We start from the raw sequence: 14,132 nt of genomic DNA on the forward strand, positions 1-14,132 counted from the left end.
TGACCGGCGCCTCCGCCGTTTGTACGATTCGTCCCCCCACGGGCGAGTTACGCGAAACCCACCCCGCCCGTTGAACCTCCCGTGGAAACCACCGGCCCCACCGCTCCCGACCTGTCCGACTACCTCGGCCTGCTCCGCAGGCAGTGGTGGCTGGTCGTGCTCGGATGCGGGCTCGGCATCGGCGGAGCCTTCGGCGCGACCCAGCTCATGCCGAAGACCTACGAGTCGGTCACCTCCGTCCTGGTGCAGCCGGCCGGCCAGGACACCAACGTCGCCGGCGGGCGCACCAAGGGCGACATCAACCTCGACACCGAGGCCCAGCTCGTCGCCTCGACCCAGATCGCGGTCGGCGCGGCCGAGCTCCTGCGCTCCGGCGAGGCGCCCGACGTGCTGGCCAAGGGGGTCTCGGTCACGGTGCCGGCGAACACCGCCGTCCTGGAGATCACCTACAAGGCCGCGGACCCGAGCCGCGCCCAGACCAACTCGCACGCGTTCGCCGAGGCGTACCTGCGCAACCGCGAGGCCAGCGCGCAGGCCGGCATCGACGCCCAGATCGCGGCGCTGACCAGCAAGGTCAAGCAGCTCAACACGAACCTGGCGCAGATCAACTCCAAGCTGGCCGCGCTCTCCGAGACCAGCGCGTCGCGGCCGAGCCTGGAGAGCCAGCGCAGCACCAACCAGAGCCAGCTCAACTCGCTGAGCGGGAAGCTCAACGACCTGACCACCGAGACGGTCAGCGCCGGCAAGATCATCAGTGACGCGCAGCTGCCGACGACCCCGACCAAGCCCAACAAGAAGCTCAACCTGGCCACGGGCGCGATGCTCGGGCTGCTGCTGGGCCTGTCGGTCGCGGTGATCCGGGAACGGCTCGACCGCCGGGTACGGGCGGCCGGTGACGTGGAGCGGGTCGCCCGGGTGCCGGTGCTGGCCGAGCTGAGCATCGCCTCGGGGCCGCAGCTCGACGAGATCTTCCAGCCCTACGCCTCCGGGGGCCGGACCTTCAACCGCCTGCGCAACGAGGTGCTGGCCAGCCTGCGCCCGGAGGACCGGGTCGTGGTCGTCGCCGGCGCCAGCCGGGGCGTCGCGTCCACGCTGGTCGCCGCGAACCTGGCGGCCGCGATGGCCCGCAGCGGCAGCGAGGTCGTGCTGGTCGGCGCCCACCTGCCGGACAGCCTGGTGGACGCCGCGCCGCTGGCCCGGATGTTCGGGGTGGGCGCCACGCCCGGCCTGGGCGACGTGCTGACCGGCAAGGTCCCGCTGCGGTCCGCGGTGCAGCGGGCGCCCCGCGTCCCGTCGCTGCGGGTGATCACCACGGGCGGCACCGGCAGCGCCGGCGGGCTGCTCCAGTCGCAGGCCCTGCGCCAGGCGCTCCACCAGCTCCGCCGGCGCGACTGGTACGTCGTGATCGACGCGCCGTCCACGGCCACCAGCGCCGACGCCCAGAGCCTGGCCCGGCTCGCCGACGCCGCGATCCTCACCGTCGAGTTGCGGCGCACCCGCCGCCCGGAGGTGGTCGACGCGGTCGCCCAGCTCACCCGGGTCGGCACCCCGCTGCTGGGCAGCGTGGTGATCCCCCGGCTGGCGAGCGGCATCGAGAACGGGCACGGCGACGACGAGGCCGACTTCAACCAGGACGACGACGCGCCGGACTTCGACGACCTGCGCGACCTCGACGACTCCGGCGACCTGGCCCGCGAGCTGCCGCGAGCCCGCCCGGGCACGGCGTCGGTGCCCGCGTCAGCACCGCCGAAGGCCCGCTCCGAGGACGACTCCGGCGACCTGAGCATCGCGGGCATCAACCTGGCCGGCAGCCGGCCGATCACCCGCAACCGGCCCGCCGCCGCCCGGCCCCGCCAGCACGACCCCGACCCCGACACCGCGGTGCTGCGCCGGCTCGACAACGACACGCTCCGCGACATGGACCGCACCGGCAACAATGGTCAGCACTCAGCTTCGTGACCGCGGTCGCCGCGCCCGCGCGTGGCGACCGCTCACCTCGGAGGTCTGGCTGCCCGCCTGGCCGCTGACCGGGGTGCTGCTGCTCTATCCACTCTGGTGGGCGCTCGGCCTCGGCGTGCTGATCTTCCCGCTGGCCGCCGTGCCGATGGCCTGGTTCCTGGTCAAGGCGCAGGCGGCGGGCCGCAGCATCCGGCTCCCACCCGGGTTCGCGTACTGGGTGGTGTTCCTGGCCGTTCTGGTCATCGGTGTCGCAGTGCTCGGCACGGACCCGACCGGCACCGTGCCCGAGCGCGGGATCGAGCGGATCCCGGGCGCGGTGTTCCGGCTGGGTGAGTACGGCGCCCTGACCGTGCTGCTGCTCTACGCGGGCAACCTCAACGAGCGCGAGCTGCCGATCCGCAAGCTGGTCCAGCAGCTCGGCTGGCTGTTCGTGGTCACCGTGGCCGGCGGCCTGCTCGGCGTCTACGCCGGCACGTTCGAGTTCACCTCGCCGATCGAGCTGCTGCTGCCGGAGCACATCCGGGGCAAGGGCTTCATCCGGAGCCTGGTCCATCCGTACGCGGCCCAGATCCACGACATCATCGGCGACCACCGACCGCGCCCGGCGGCGCCGTGGGGCTACACCAACACCTGGGGCAACAACTTCTGCCTCCTGATGGTCTGGTTCTGCGCGGCGGTGTTCGGCGCCGCGACCCGGCGGCGGGTCAAGATCCTCGCGATCGCCTGCCTCGCGGTCTCGGTGATCCCCGTGGTGATCTCGCTGAACCGGGGCCTGTGGATCGGCCTCGGCGTCGCCGCCCTGTACGCGGCCGTCCGGCTCGCCCTCGCCGGCCGGGTCTGGGTCATCGGCGTGCTGGTCGCCGCGGTCGCCGCCCTCGGCGCGGCGCTGGCGGTCACCCCGCTCGGCGACGTGGTCGACGCCCGGCTCGACAACGGCAAGTCCAACGGCGTCCGCTCGTACCTGGTCGAACGGGCGCTGACCGGCGCCACCGAGTCCCCGCTGATCGGCTTCGGCTCCACCCGGACCACGATCGGCGGCCGCAACTCGATCGCGGTCGGCGAGAGCCACGACTGCGAGCGGTGCGGCAACTTCACCATCGGCGGCAACGGCCAGCTCTGGCAGCTGATCTTCGCGCACGGCCTGATCGGCACGCTGGGCTACCTGGGGTTCTTCGGCTACGGGATCTGGCGGTTCCGGCGCGACCGCAGCCCGGTCGGCATCGCCGGCAGCTGCGCGCTGGTCGGCTCGTTCGCCGCGATGCTCTGGTACAACACGCTGGTCACCCCGCTGGCGTTCATGTTCCTCGCGTACGCGCTGCTCTGGCGCAACGCCCGCACCGACCCCGGAGTGACCCCTTGAGCCCTGTCGCCACGGCGCCGGCACACCTGCGAGCACAGGACGCCAAACTGCGCGCGGAGTACCTGCGTGAAGTGCTCGACCTGCTCTATCCCGCACCGTGCTTCACCGACGGCGCGCCCGGCGACGACACCGACGGCCGGGTGGCCGGCACCCCGGTGGTCGACTACCTGGTCGTGCCGGACGCACGCCGTCCCCGGCTGCTGGTGCCGGCCCGGTCCCGGCGGATCGCCGCCGCCGCGGTCCGGCGCTACGCCGAGCCGCAGGGCCGGATCGCCAAGCTCAAGCGGGACGCCGTGGTCACCGCGCTGCGCAGCGGCGCGAGCGGCCTGCTGCTGCGGGACCGGGTCCGGGTCTACGGGCCGGCCGCCGAGACCATCGACGGCTACCTGCACCGGGTGCTCGGCGCCGACGTCGCCCTCAGCATCCACATCGGACCCGCGCGGGCCAACCGCAAGCCGGTGCTGCAGCTCATCTCCCGGGACGGGCGCACGGTCGGCTTCGGCAAGCTGGGCACCGGGCCGCTGACCCGCCGGCTGGTGCGGGCCGAGACGGCCGCCTTGAACGCGCTCGCGCACGCCGTGGTCGACGACGTCACGATCCCGAGCGTGCTGCACAGTGGACAGTGGCGCGGGCACCAGGTGCTGGTGCAGAGCGCCCTGCCGGTCTGGCAGCCGCGGGCGCCGCTCTCGGCCGACCGGCTGGCCGCCGCCATGCGCGCGGTCGCGCTCTGCTGCGGCACCTCGAAGGGCTGGCTGTCGACCAGCCCGTACTGGTCGGACATGCGGGAGCGGCTGGCCGGGGTGGCGGACCGGCCGGACGGCGCGGCGCTGGGCGAGGCCGCCCGCGCCCTGGCCGCCCGGGCCGGCGACACCGACCTGCGGTACGGCGCCTGGCACGGCGACTGGTCGCCGTGGAACATGGCCCCGCTGTCGAGTTCCTTGCTGGTCTGGGACTGGGAGCGGTTCACGCTGGGCGTGCCCCTCGGCTTCGACGCGCTGCACTACGAGTTGCAGCGCCGGATCCAGACCGACCCCGACGCGGCGGCCGCCGTCGAGCGGATGGTCACCCGGGCGCCGCTGCTGCTCGCGCCGTTCGACGTGCCGCGCGAGGCGGCCGAGTTGACCGCGCTGCTCTACCTGATCGACCTGGCCGCCCGCTATCTCGCCGACCGGCAGGCCGAGGCCGGCGCCCGCCTCGGCGTGCTCGGGACCTGGCTGCTGCCCGTACTCGTCCGCCGTGTGGAGGCGTTCCGGTGAAGTCCTCGCATGTTCCGGCCCCCGTCAAGCGGGTCGTCCACTTCGGATCCCGGTCGTACGGCCGGATCACCGCGCCCGCCCGGATGCTGCCGTCGTTCCTGATCTGCGGTGGGCAGCGGTGCGGCACGACGTCGCTCTACCGGGCCCTGGCCGCACACCCCGTGGTGCTCAAAGCCGTGCTGCACAAGGGCGTGCATTATTTCGACACGTCCTATCAGCACGGGTTCGCCTGGTACCGCGGGCATTTCCCGCTCCAGCGCACCGCCGCCAAGGTCGAGGAACGCTGGGGTGTGCCGGCGCAGACCTTCGAGTCGAGCCCGTACTACATGTACCACCCGCACGCGGCGGCCCGGATCGCCCGTGACCTGCCCGGCGTCAAGCTCGTCACGCTCGTCCGTGACCCGGTCGAGCGGGCCTACTCGCAGCACGCCCACGAGCTCGCCCGCGGCTTCGAGTCGGAGCCGTCGTTCGCCCGCGCGCTGGCGCTCGAGCCGGGCCGGCTGCACGGCCAGGAGGAGCGCCTCGCCGACGACCCGACCTACTACAGCTTCGCCCATCAGCACCACGCCTACCGGGCCCGCGGCGAGTACGCCACCTACCTGGACGCGATGGCCGGCCGGGTCGGCCGCGACCAGATCCTGGTGGTGGAGAGCGAGCGGTTCTTCAGCACGCCGGAAGAGGTCTACGACGAGGTGCTGGCCTTCCTCGGCCTGCCGAACCTGGGCTACCCGCCGTTCGAGCGGCACAACGCCCGGCCGCGCGAGTCCGCGATGGACGAACGTACCCGGCGCGACCTGACCAGCCATTTCGCGGCGCACGACGACCGCCTGACCGAGTGGCTGGGCCACCCGCCGGTCTGGCGCCGATGACGGCGCCCCCCGCGAGTCTCGCGCCCGCCGACAGCGCAGCGACGAAGAAGGCGATCGGCGGGGTCGCGCGGGGTGGGGTCGCCGGCATCCTCGGTGCCGGGGTGGCCGGGCTCGCCGGGCTCGCGGTCACCTGGCTCGTCGCGCACCGGCTCGGTCCCGAGCACGCGGGCGCCTTCTTCGCCGCGACGGCGGCGTTCGTGCTCACCTCGACGCTGGCGAAGCTGGGCACCCAGACCGGGCTGGTCTACTGGCCGGCCCGGCTGCGCGCCCAGGGGCACGGCTTCCTGCTCGGCGCCTGCCTGCGCAGCGCGTTCGCGCCGGTGGTCTGCGCGGCCGTCGCCGTCGGGATCGCGCTGTACGTGTCCGCGCCGGAGCTGGCCAGCCTGACGGCCGGTGACGCGCCGCCGGCGATCCACGCCGAACTGGTGCGGCAACTCCGGCTGCTGGCCGCGTTCGTACCGCTGGCGGTGCTCTCCGACACCCTGCTCGCGGCCACCCGCGGCTACCGGCTGATCCGGCCGACCGTGCTGCTCGACAAGCTGGTCCGGCCCGGGCTGCAGACGGTCGGCGTCGCCGCGGTCGCGGTCAGCGGCGTCGCCGGGCCGAGCCTGTTCGCGCTCGCCTGGGCCCTGCCGTACGTGCCGACCGCCCTGCTCGCCGGGTACGCCCTGCACCGCGCACACACCCGCACCATGGCCGACATCGTGCCGACCCGGGTGAAGCGCTCGCACCGGGCCAGCATGCGCCGGGCGTTCTGGCGGTTCACCGGGCCGCGCTCGATCGCCTCCGTCGCCCAACTCGCGCTGCAGCGCGTCGACGTGCTGCTGGTCGCGGCGCTGGCCGGCCTCGGCGCCGCCGGGCTCTACGCGGTCGCGGGCCGGTTCGTGGTGCTCGGCCAGTTCGCCAACCAGGGCATCACCCAGGCGGTGCAGCCCCGGCTGGCCGAGGCCCTGGCGGTCAAGGACCGGCTCGCCGCCAACACCCTCTACCAGACCGCGACCGGCTGGCTGATCCTGCTGACCTGGCCGCTCTACCTGCTGGTGATGACGTACGCGCCGGCGTACCTCGGCATCTTCGGTCCTGCCTTCCGCGACGGTGCCTCGATCGTCGTCGTGCTCGCGGCGGCGATGCTGGTCGCGACCGGCTGCGGGATGGTCGACACCGTGCTGTCCATGGCCGGGCGGACCACCTGGAACCTCGGGAACGTGCTGGTCGCGCTCGGCCTGACGATCGCGCTCGACCTCGCGCTGATCCCCCGGATGGGCGCGCTCGGCGCCGCCATCGGGCTGGCCGCCGCGGTGGTGGCCAACAACGTGCTGCCGCTCGCCCAGGTCGGGTTCGGTCTCAAGCTGCACCCCTTCGGCGCCGGCTGGCTGTCGGCCGCGGCGGTCACGGTCGTCAGCTTCGGCGTCGCGCCGCGGGCGGTCGGCTACGTCCTCGGCGGCGGGCCGGGAGCCACGATGACCGCCCTCGGTGTCGCGGGCGCCACGTATCTGGCCGGCGTCCGCCTCCTGCGGCGCCCACTCGCGTTGGACGCCTTGAAAGCCCTGCGCCGCAAGCGCTGAATGCCGACCGAAGGAGAAACGTGCGTATCCCCGCCGCCGTGGTGTCCGTCCTCGTGCTCGCGCTCGCCGGCTGCACCGCGGGCAAGCCGGAGCCGGAGGCCACGGCCGACTTCCAGCGGAGCCCGCGCGGAGTGGCCACCAAGACCGGGCCGTTCGAGAGCGGGCCGGTCAAGCCGCCGACGGACAAGGTCTGGGTGGGCGCCTGGGTCAAGCCCGAGGTGTGGGGCCAGGCCGGCCGGCGCGACGCGGTCGCCAAGGTGGAGAAGTCGCTCGGCCGCCGGTTCGACGTCATCAACACCTACCGGACCTTCGACGAGAAGTTCTGGACCGACACCGACAAGGAGTACGTCAAGCGCGGCAGCGTGGTGATGGTCAGCTGGGCCTCCGGCGACACGCGGTCCATGGTGGACGGGCGGCACGACGAGATGATCCGGGCCCAGGCCAAGAAGATCGCGAAGGCCAAGCGTCCGGTGATGATGCGGTTCCGCTGGGAGATGGACCGGCCCAACCTGCAGGCGACGATGTGGTCGCCGGAGGACTACGTCGCGGCCTGGAAGTACACCCGGCGGATCTTCAAGGAGGAGGGCGCCACCAACGCGTCCTGGGTGTGGTGCCCGACCGCGGAGGGCTTCGACCGGGGTGACGCACCGGCCTTCTACCCGGGCGACGACCAGGTCGACTGGACCTGCGTCGACGTCTACGCCAGCAGCGAGTTCAAGCCGCTGGACCAGCTCATGGGCAATTTCCTGAAGTGGGCGGCGGAGCGGCCCAAGCCGATCATCATCGGCGAGTTCGGGGTGTCCGAGGAGTGGGGGTCCGCGAAGCGGGCCGAGTGGATCCACGACGCGACCGAGGTGTTCCAGGCCAACCCGCAGATCCGGGCGGTGGCCTACTTCGACTCGGATCCCGACGACAACCCACCGACGCTGCAGTTCAAGATCTCGGACGACGAGGCCGCCTTCGGCGCGTTCCGCGAGCTGGCGGGTGAGCTGTCCGGTGAACGGGCTCCCTGATCCAGGAGGCCTCAGCCGCGGCGCTTGGCGGTGGCGAGGAGGCGCAGGGCGTACGGGGCGTCGTGGCGCAGGTAGCGGCGGGCCAGCCGGCGGGGCTCCGAGCCCAGCCGGTGCGCCCACTCCAGGCCGGCGCGCTGCATCCAGACCGGGGCGCGGTGCTGGTGGCCGGCGACGAAGTTGACGGCCATGCCGCAGCCGAGGAACCAGGTGCGCGGCAACTCGCTGCGCAGCCGGCCGATCAGCCGCTCCTGCCGGGGGAAGCCGATGCCGACGAAGACCAGGTCGGGCGCCGCGGCGACCACCGACGCGACAGCGTCGTCCACCGCGGCCGGGTCGGCGTCGAAGCCGAACGGGGGCGACCGGTGCCCGGCCACCGCCAGCCCCGGACAGCTCGTGGCCAGCCGGTCGGCGGCCCGCTGCGCGATGTCGGGGGTGTCGCCACCGAGGACGAACACCGAGCGGGTGTCGGCGGCCAGCCCGGCGGAGAGCGACCAGATCAGGCTCGATCCGGTGACCCGTTCCGGCAGCGGGTTGCTGGCCAGCCGGCTGGCCCAGATCAACGGCATGCCGTCCGCGACGACCAGCGTGGCGTCGTCCAGGAACGCGCGGACCTCGGGGCACGACCGGGCCTGCCGGACGATGTCCACGTTCGGGGTGAGGATCCGCCCTCCGTGCCCGCGCGCCAGCGCCCGCCGCACCACGGTGACCACCCGGCGTTCGGTGATCATGTGTAGCCGCGAACCGTCCAGCCGAACTCGGGCAAATCCGTAATGAAGTGACACTTCGGCTCTCCCGCTCGTTATGTGATGAAAACGAGCGAAGGCGGGTAAAGGTGGCACGCTTACTCTTCGTCGGCGGGCTGGGCCGAAGCGGCACCACGCTGGTCGAACGGCTGCTCGGCGAGCTGCCTGGGGTCTGCGCGCTCGGGGAGGTCGTCCACCTCTGGCAACGTGACATCCGCGGCGACGAGCGATGTGGCTGCGGCGAGCGGTTCTCCGTGTGCGCGTTCTGGACCAAGGTCGGCGAGACCGCCTTCGGCGGTTGGGGCAACGTCGACGTCTACCGGGTGCTCGCCCTGCAGGCGGCGGTGGAACGCACCCGGCACATCCCGCGGCTCGCCTCGCCCCGGCTGCCCGACGACTACCGGGCCCAGGTGCGGGAGTACGCCGGCTACTACACCGCCGTCTACCGCGCCGCCGCCGAGGTGACTGGGGCGTCCGTGCTCGTGGACTCCTCCAAGCACAGCGCGCTCGCGCACTGCCTGCGCTGGGCCACCGGGATCGACCTGCGGGTGGCCCACGTCGTCCGCGACCCCCGCGGCGTCGCGCACAGCTGGACCAAGGTGGTGGCCCGGCCCGAGACCGACGGCCAGAGCGAGATGACCCGCTACTCCCCCGGCCGCTCGGCCATGCTCTGGAACGCCCACAACGCCGCGTTCGGCCTGCTCGCCCGCCGCGGCGTGCCGCTGCTGCGGGTCCGCTACGAGCAGTTCGTCGCCGACCCGTCGGCCGGCCTGACCGCGCTCGCCGAGTTCGCCGGGCTCGCGCTCGGCGAGGGCGACCTCGACTTCCTCACCGAGGCGCACGCCGACCTGCGGGTCGGGCACAGTGCCGCCGGCAACCCGATGCGGTTCTCGGTCGGCCGGATACCGCTGCGCCGCGACGACGGCTGGGTGAGCGGCCTGCCGGCCACGGACCGGCGCCTGGTCGGCGCGGTCTGCGCCCCGCTGCTGCGCGCGTACGGCTACCCGGTCATGGTCTCTTCCCGCGGAGGTACGCAATGAGCGAGTGGCCGTCGGTCGGTGTGGTCATCCCGACCCGGAACCGGCCGGAACTGCTCCGGCAGGCGCTGGCCGCGGTGCGGGCGCAGGACTACCCGGGGCAGTTGCGGGTCGTGGTGGCGTTCGACCAGACCGAGCCCGACCTGTTGCTGGCCACCACGGAGGGCGTACCCGTGATGGTCATCTCGAACTGGCGCGCACCCGGCCTCGCCGGCACCCGCAACAGCGGGATCCTGGCCCTCGACACCGAACTGGTCGCCTTCTGCGACGACGACGACGAGTGGGCGCCCGACAAGCTGCGGACCCAGGTGCCCGCGCTGACCGCGTCGACCGCCGAGTTCGCGACCTGCGCCATCGCGGTGTCGTTCCAGGGCAAGGTGACCCCGCGGCTGGCCGGGATGGCCTCCGTCGGCGTGGCCGAGCTCGCCCGCTCGCGGATGGCGATGCTGCACTCGTCGACGTTCCTCATGCGGCGGTCGGCGCTGGTCGAGTCGGACCGGATCGGGCTGGTCGCCGAGGACGCGCCGGGTTCGCAGAACGAGGACTGGGACCTGCTGCTGCGGGCCGCGCGCCGGCACCCGATCGTGCACGTGGACGAGCCGCTCGTGCGGGTGCTGTGGGGGCGCAGCTCGCATTACGCGTACGAGTATCAGACGAAGATCTCGTCGCTGCGCTGGATGATGGAGCGGCACCCGGAGATCCGCGGCTGCCCGCCCGGCGCGGCCCGGGTCTACGGCCAGCTCGCCTGCTGGAGCGCGGCGACCGGCAACCGGGCCGAGGCCTGGAAGTGGACGCGGGAGGCGGTCCGGGCCAACTGGCGCGAACCGCGCACGGCGATCGCGGTCGCCGCGATGACGGGCGCGGTCAAGGTGGAGAACGTCCTGTCCACCCTGCACAGATATGGCCGCGGCATCTGACTTTTGTCGGTGGGTGTGGCTACATTCGGCGCCGTGAAGGTGACTGTCGCCGACGGCGTCGGGCTCAACGTGCGACACACGGTGGGCGCCGCGGCGCCCGCGTTCCTGTTGGTGCACGGCCTGGCGTCCAACGCCCGGCTGTGGGACGGGGTGGCCGCCGCGCTCGCCGCGGCCGGGCACCCGAGCTACGCCGTCGACCTGCGCGGTCACGGCGAGTCCGACCTGCCCGACCAGGGCTTCGACACCGCGACCGCGGCGCGCGACCTGGCGTCCGTGATCGCGTCGCTCGGTCTCGACCGGCCGGTGGTGGCCGGGCAGTCCTGGGGCGGCAACGTGGTGGTCGAGCTGGCCGCGACGCACCCCGCGCTGGTGCGGGCGCTGGCCCTGGTCGACGGCGGGTGGATCGACCTGCCGGCCGAGTTCGACTCGTGGCCGGCCTGCGCGGCGGCGCTGCGGCCACCCGACGTCAACGGGTGGCGGGCCGACGACCTACGGGCGCGGCTGCTGGCCGGGCATCCCGACTGGTCGGCCGCCGCGGTCGACGCGACGCTGGCCAACCTGCGGGTCGGCCCCGACGGGCGGCTGTCGCGGCGGTTGCCGGTCGAGCGGCACATGGAGATCCTGCGCAGCATGTGGGACCACCCGCCGGGCCGGTGGTTCCCGCGCCTGACGATGCCGGTGCTGCTGCTGCCGGCCGGCGACCCGGCGCGCGTCGCGTCCGCGGCGGCGGCGATCCCGTCGGCCACGGTGCGGGCTTACGCGGGCGGCGACCACGACCTGCACGCGCAGCAGCCCGACCGGCTGGCCGCCGACCTGCTGACGCTGGTGCGGTCATGAGCCGGCTGCTGGTGGTGATGGGCTCCGGCGAGACCGCGCCCACGATGATCAAGCCGCACCGGTCGGTCTTCGAGCGTGTGACGGGTCCGGCGGTGCTGCTGGACACGCCCTACGGTTTCCAGTCCAACGCCGACGACATCTCGGCGCGGGCGGTCCGCTACTTCCGGCAGAGCGTCGGCCGGGCGGTCGAGGTGGTCACCTGGCGGCGGCCACCGGCCGACCCGGTGGCCACGGAGCGTGCGCTGGCCGACCTGCGGGCCGCGGGTTGGGTGTTCGCGGGCCCGGGCAGCCCGACCTACACGCTGCGCCAGTGGCGCGACACGGCGATCCCGGCCTTGCTGGCCGACAAGCTGGCGCGGACGGGGGTGGTCCTGTTCGCCAGCGCGGCGGCACTGACGCTGGGCACACACACGGTGCCGGTCTACGAGATCTACAAGGCGGGCATCGAGCCGCACTGGGCACCGGGCCTTAATTTGATCGAGGCGGCGATCGGCTTCCCCGCGGTGGTCATCCCGCATTACGACAACGCGGAGGGCGGCCACCACGACACGCGCTACTGCTATCTGGGCGCGGGCCGCCTGGCGGCGCTCGAGGCCGAGCTGCCGCCCGACCATCTGATCATCGGGGTCGACGAGCACACGTCGGTCTGCTTCGACCTGGACGCCCAGACGGCGACGGTGTCCGGGAACGGCGTGCTCACGCTGCGCCGGGCGGGTGCCAGCGCCGTTTTCCCGGCTGGTTCGGTGCTCACGTTCGCGGAGGTGGCGGAGGGCCCCACGGCCCGGGGCGCGGGTCTGCGCGGCGCCGCGGGTCTGTCGGGCGCCGCGGGTCGGTTGACAGCTGGGGGTCAGCCCGACGCCGCAGGTTTCCCGGGCGCCGCAGGTCTGCCGGCCGCCGCCGGCTCGCCCGGCGTCGCGGGTCCGCCTGGCGCCGCGGGTCCGCCCGGCGCCGCGGGTCCGTTGACGGCCGCAGGTTCGTCTGGTGCCGCGGGTCCGTTCGACGCTGCGGGTCCGTTCGACGCGGCGGCACCGTCTGGCGCCGCGGTGCCGTTTGGCTCGGCGGGTTCACACGGCGCCTCAGGTCTGTTCGGCGCTGCGGGTGCGTCGACGGCCGGGGGTCCGTCGGCCGAGGCCGCGGGCTTCGCTTCCCTGCCCCAGCAAACCGGCGCGACCCCCACCGCGCCGCCCTCGCTTCGGGGCACGACCGACGAGCTGGACGCTCGGTTCGCTGCGGGCCTGGCGGCGCGCGATGTCGATGTCTGTGTGGCCACGATCCTCGACCTCGAGCAGGCCATCGTCGACTGGTCCGCCGACACCGAGACCAGCGACGGCCCCGACTATCCCCGGTCGGTGCTGCGCGGCATGGTGGTCCGGCTGGGCGAACTGGCCCAGCGCGGTGCCGTCGACCCGGCGGAGACGGTCGGGCCGTTCGTCGACGCGCTGGTCGATCTGCGCGCCCAGGCGCGGGCCAACCGTGACTTCGCCACCTCTGACGCGGTCCGCGACCGCCTGGCGGCCGCCGGGGTCGACCTCCGCGACGGCCCGTCCGGCACGACGTGGCACTTCACACAGGAAACGGACTCGGGAGTCCGTTAGATTGGAGGCAACCGGACTCGGGAGTCCGGATCCACGGGGAGGAACCATCATGAGCTACGCGCGGATCAGCGACGCCGTCCGGGAGCTGGCCTTCGAGCCGACGCTGCCGTTCGAGGAGGCGCTCGACAAGTACTACGCGCCCGAGTTCGAGCACCGCAACGACGGCGAGGTGCTCGACCGGGCCGGCTTCGCGGCGATGGTCACCGGCATGCGGAGCCGGATCGCCACCGGCACGATCACGGTGCTCGACGAGCTGCACGACGGCACGACCTACGCGGAGCGCCATGTCTACGACGTCACGATGAAGGACGGCAGCCGGCTGCACCGGGAGCTCTACGTCTTCGCCACGCACGCCCCGGACGGTCGCTTCCGCACGGTGACCGAGACCGGCTTCGACGTCGTGCCATGACGCGGGTCAGCCACAGCCGCACCGACGCCCGGCGCAACCACGACCGGGTCGTCGCCGCGGCCCGGGAACTCTTCGCCCGCCACGGCCTCACGGTCACGGTGCCACAGGTGGCGGCCCACGCCGGCGTGGGCCGGGCGACGGTCTACCGCAGCTACCCCACCAAGGACGACCTGGTGCTGGCGGTCGCCGAGGAGAGCTTCACGGCGCTCGAGTCCTGGACCCGAGCGGCCATCGCGAACAACACGGCGCTCGCCACCTACGTGCCGGACCTCTTCGCCCGCCTGGCCGCCGACCGCGGCCTGGCCGAGACCTTCTTCGAGGCCCGCCTCCTACCGGCCACCCGGCTCCTGGACCTGATCGGGGAGCTGGTCACCGCGGCCCAGTCGACCGGACAGGTCCGCGCGGACCTTGACGACCTCGACCTCCGCATCACACTCTGCGGCCCGGCCCGCCAACTCATCGCCCTCGACCAGTGGTCCCCCGACCGCTGGCGCCGCCACGGCGCGATGGTGGTCGCCGCGCTCCGCCCGTGTTGACCTGAGCCACCTCGTGCAACCTCGAACCCGTCCGCG

At 73.4% G+C, this 14,132-nt stretch carries 13 protein-coding genes; 12 read left to right on the plus strand and 1 reads right to left on the minus strand.

Translation table 11 applies throughout. The features are described from left to right. Positions 1-81 precede the first annotated feature (81 nt). From Asi02nite_RS28725 to Asi02nite_RS28750, 6 genes are read left to right on the plus strand one after another with little or no spacing between them, the layout of a single operon-like run. Positions 82-1,959: a GNVR domain-containing protein gene (locus Asi02nite_RS28725; protein ID WP_203717114.1), complete on the plus strand. Its 1,878-nt coding sequence runs from the start codon at positions 82-84 to the stop codon at positions 1,957-1,959. Further along, positions 1,937-3,319 (plus strand): O-antigen ligase family protein, encoded by a 1,383-nt coding sequence (locus Asi02nite_RS28730; protein ID WP_239127191.1) that lies wholly within the window; start codon positions 1,937-1,939, stop codon positions 3,317-3,319. The genes Asi02nite_RS28725 and Asi02nite_RS28730 overlap by 23 nt, the downstream gene beginning before the upstream one ends. Further along, complete coding sequence (locus tag Asi02nite_RS28735; protein WP_203717115.1) at positions 3,316-4,575, plus strand: phosphotransferase; 1,260 nt, start codon at positions 3,316-3,318, stop codon at positions 4,573-4,575. Before Asi02nite_RS28730 ends, Asi02nite_RS28735 begins: the two co-directional genes overlap by 4 nt. Then, positions 4,572-5,444, plus strand: a complete 873-nt coding sequence (locus tag Asi02nite_RS28740; protein WP_203717116.1) for a sulfotransferase — start codon at positions 4,572-4,574, stop codon at positions 5,442-5,444. The genes Asi02nite_RS28735 and Asi02nite_RS28740 overlap by 4 nt, the downstream gene beginning before the upstream one ends. Next, complete coding sequence (locus tag Asi02nite_RS28745) at positions 5,441-7,009, plus strand: lipopolysaccharide biosynthesis protein (protein WP_203717117.1); 1,569 nt, start codon at positions 5,441-5,443, stop codon at positions 7,007-7,009. Before Asi02nite_RS28740 ends, Asi02nite_RS28745 begins: the two co-directional genes overlap by 4 nt. Before the next feature lie 20 nt (positions 7,010-7,029). After that, positions 7,030-8,022 (plus strand): glycosyl hydrolase, encoded by a 993-nt coding sequence (locus Asi02nite_RS28750; protein ID WP_203717118.1) that lies wholly within the window; start codon positions 7,030-7,032, stop codon positions 8,020-8,022. 11 nt (positions 8,023-8,033) lie between these two features. On the opposite strand, the gene Asi02nite_RS28755 is transcribed toward Asi02nite_RS28750, so the two are convergent. Continuing rightward, positions 8,034-8,804: a WecB/TagA/CpsF family glycosyltransferase gene (locus Asi02nite_RS28755; protein WP_505606300.1), complete on the minus strand. Its 771-nt coding sequence runs from the start codon at positions 8,802-8,804 to the stop codon at positions 8,034-8,036. Positions 8,805-8,854: 50 nt separating this feature from the next. Here Asi02nite_RS28755 and Asi02nite_RS28760 point away from each other — a divergent pair, with 50 nt between their 5' ends. The 6 genes from Asi02nite_RS28760 to Asi02nite_RS28785 are packed head-to-tail and all read left to right on the plus strand — an operon-like array spanning position 8,855 to position 14,096. After that, on the plus strand, positions 8,855-9,805 hold the full coding sequence (locus Asi02nite_RS28760; protein ID WP_203717120.1) for a sulfotransferase family protein: 951 nt from the start codon (positions 8,855-8,857) through the stop codon (positions 9,803-9,805). Next, a complete protein-coding gene (locus tag Asi02nite_RS28765; protein ID WP_203717121.1) occupies positions 9,802-10,719 on the plus strand; it encodes a glycosyltransferase family 2 protein in 918 nt (305 codons plus the stop codon). Before Asi02nite_RS28760 ends, Asi02nite_RS28765 begins: the two co-directional genes overlap by 4 nt. A 33-nt stretch (positions 10,720-10,752) precedes the next feature. Further along, the gene (locus tag Asi02nite_RS28770; RefSeq protein WP_203717122.1) at positions 10,753-11,556 is read left to right on the plus strand and encodes an alpha/beta fold hydrolase; all 804 of its coding nucleotides are present in this window, start codon (positions 10,753-10,755) and stop codon (positions 11,554-11,556) included. Further along, on the plus strand, positions 11,553-13,151 hold the full coding sequence (locus tag Asi02nite_RS28775) for a CysS/YqeB C-terminal domain-containing protein (RefSeq protein ID WP_203717123.1): 1,599 nt from the start codon (positions 11,553-11,555) through the stop codon (positions 13,149-13,151). The genes Asi02nite_RS28770 and Asi02nite_RS28775 overlap by 4 nt, the downstream gene beginning before the upstream one ends. Positions 13,152-13,200: 49 nt before the next feature. Next, positions 13,201-13,560 (plus strand): hypothetical protein, encoded by a 360-nt coding sequence (locus tag Asi02nite_RS28780; protein WP_203717124.1) that lies wholly within the window; start codon positions 13,201-13,203, stop codon positions 13,558-13,560. Next, a complete protein-coding gene (locus Asi02nite_RS28785; protein ID WP_203717125.1) occupies positions 13,557-14,096 on the plus strand; it encodes a TetR/AcrR family transcriptional regulator in 540 nt (179 codons plus the stop codon). The genes Asi02nite_RS28780 and Asi02nite_RS28785 overlap by 4 nt, the downstream gene beginning before the upstream one ends. Positions 14,097-14,132 lie beyond the last annotated feature (36 nt).

It is taken from the genome of Asanoa siamensis, from assembly GCF_016862555.1.
Classification (GTDB): domain Bacteria; phylum Actinomycetota; class Actinomycetes; order Mycobacteriales; family Micromonosporaceae; genus Asanoa; species Asanoa siamensis.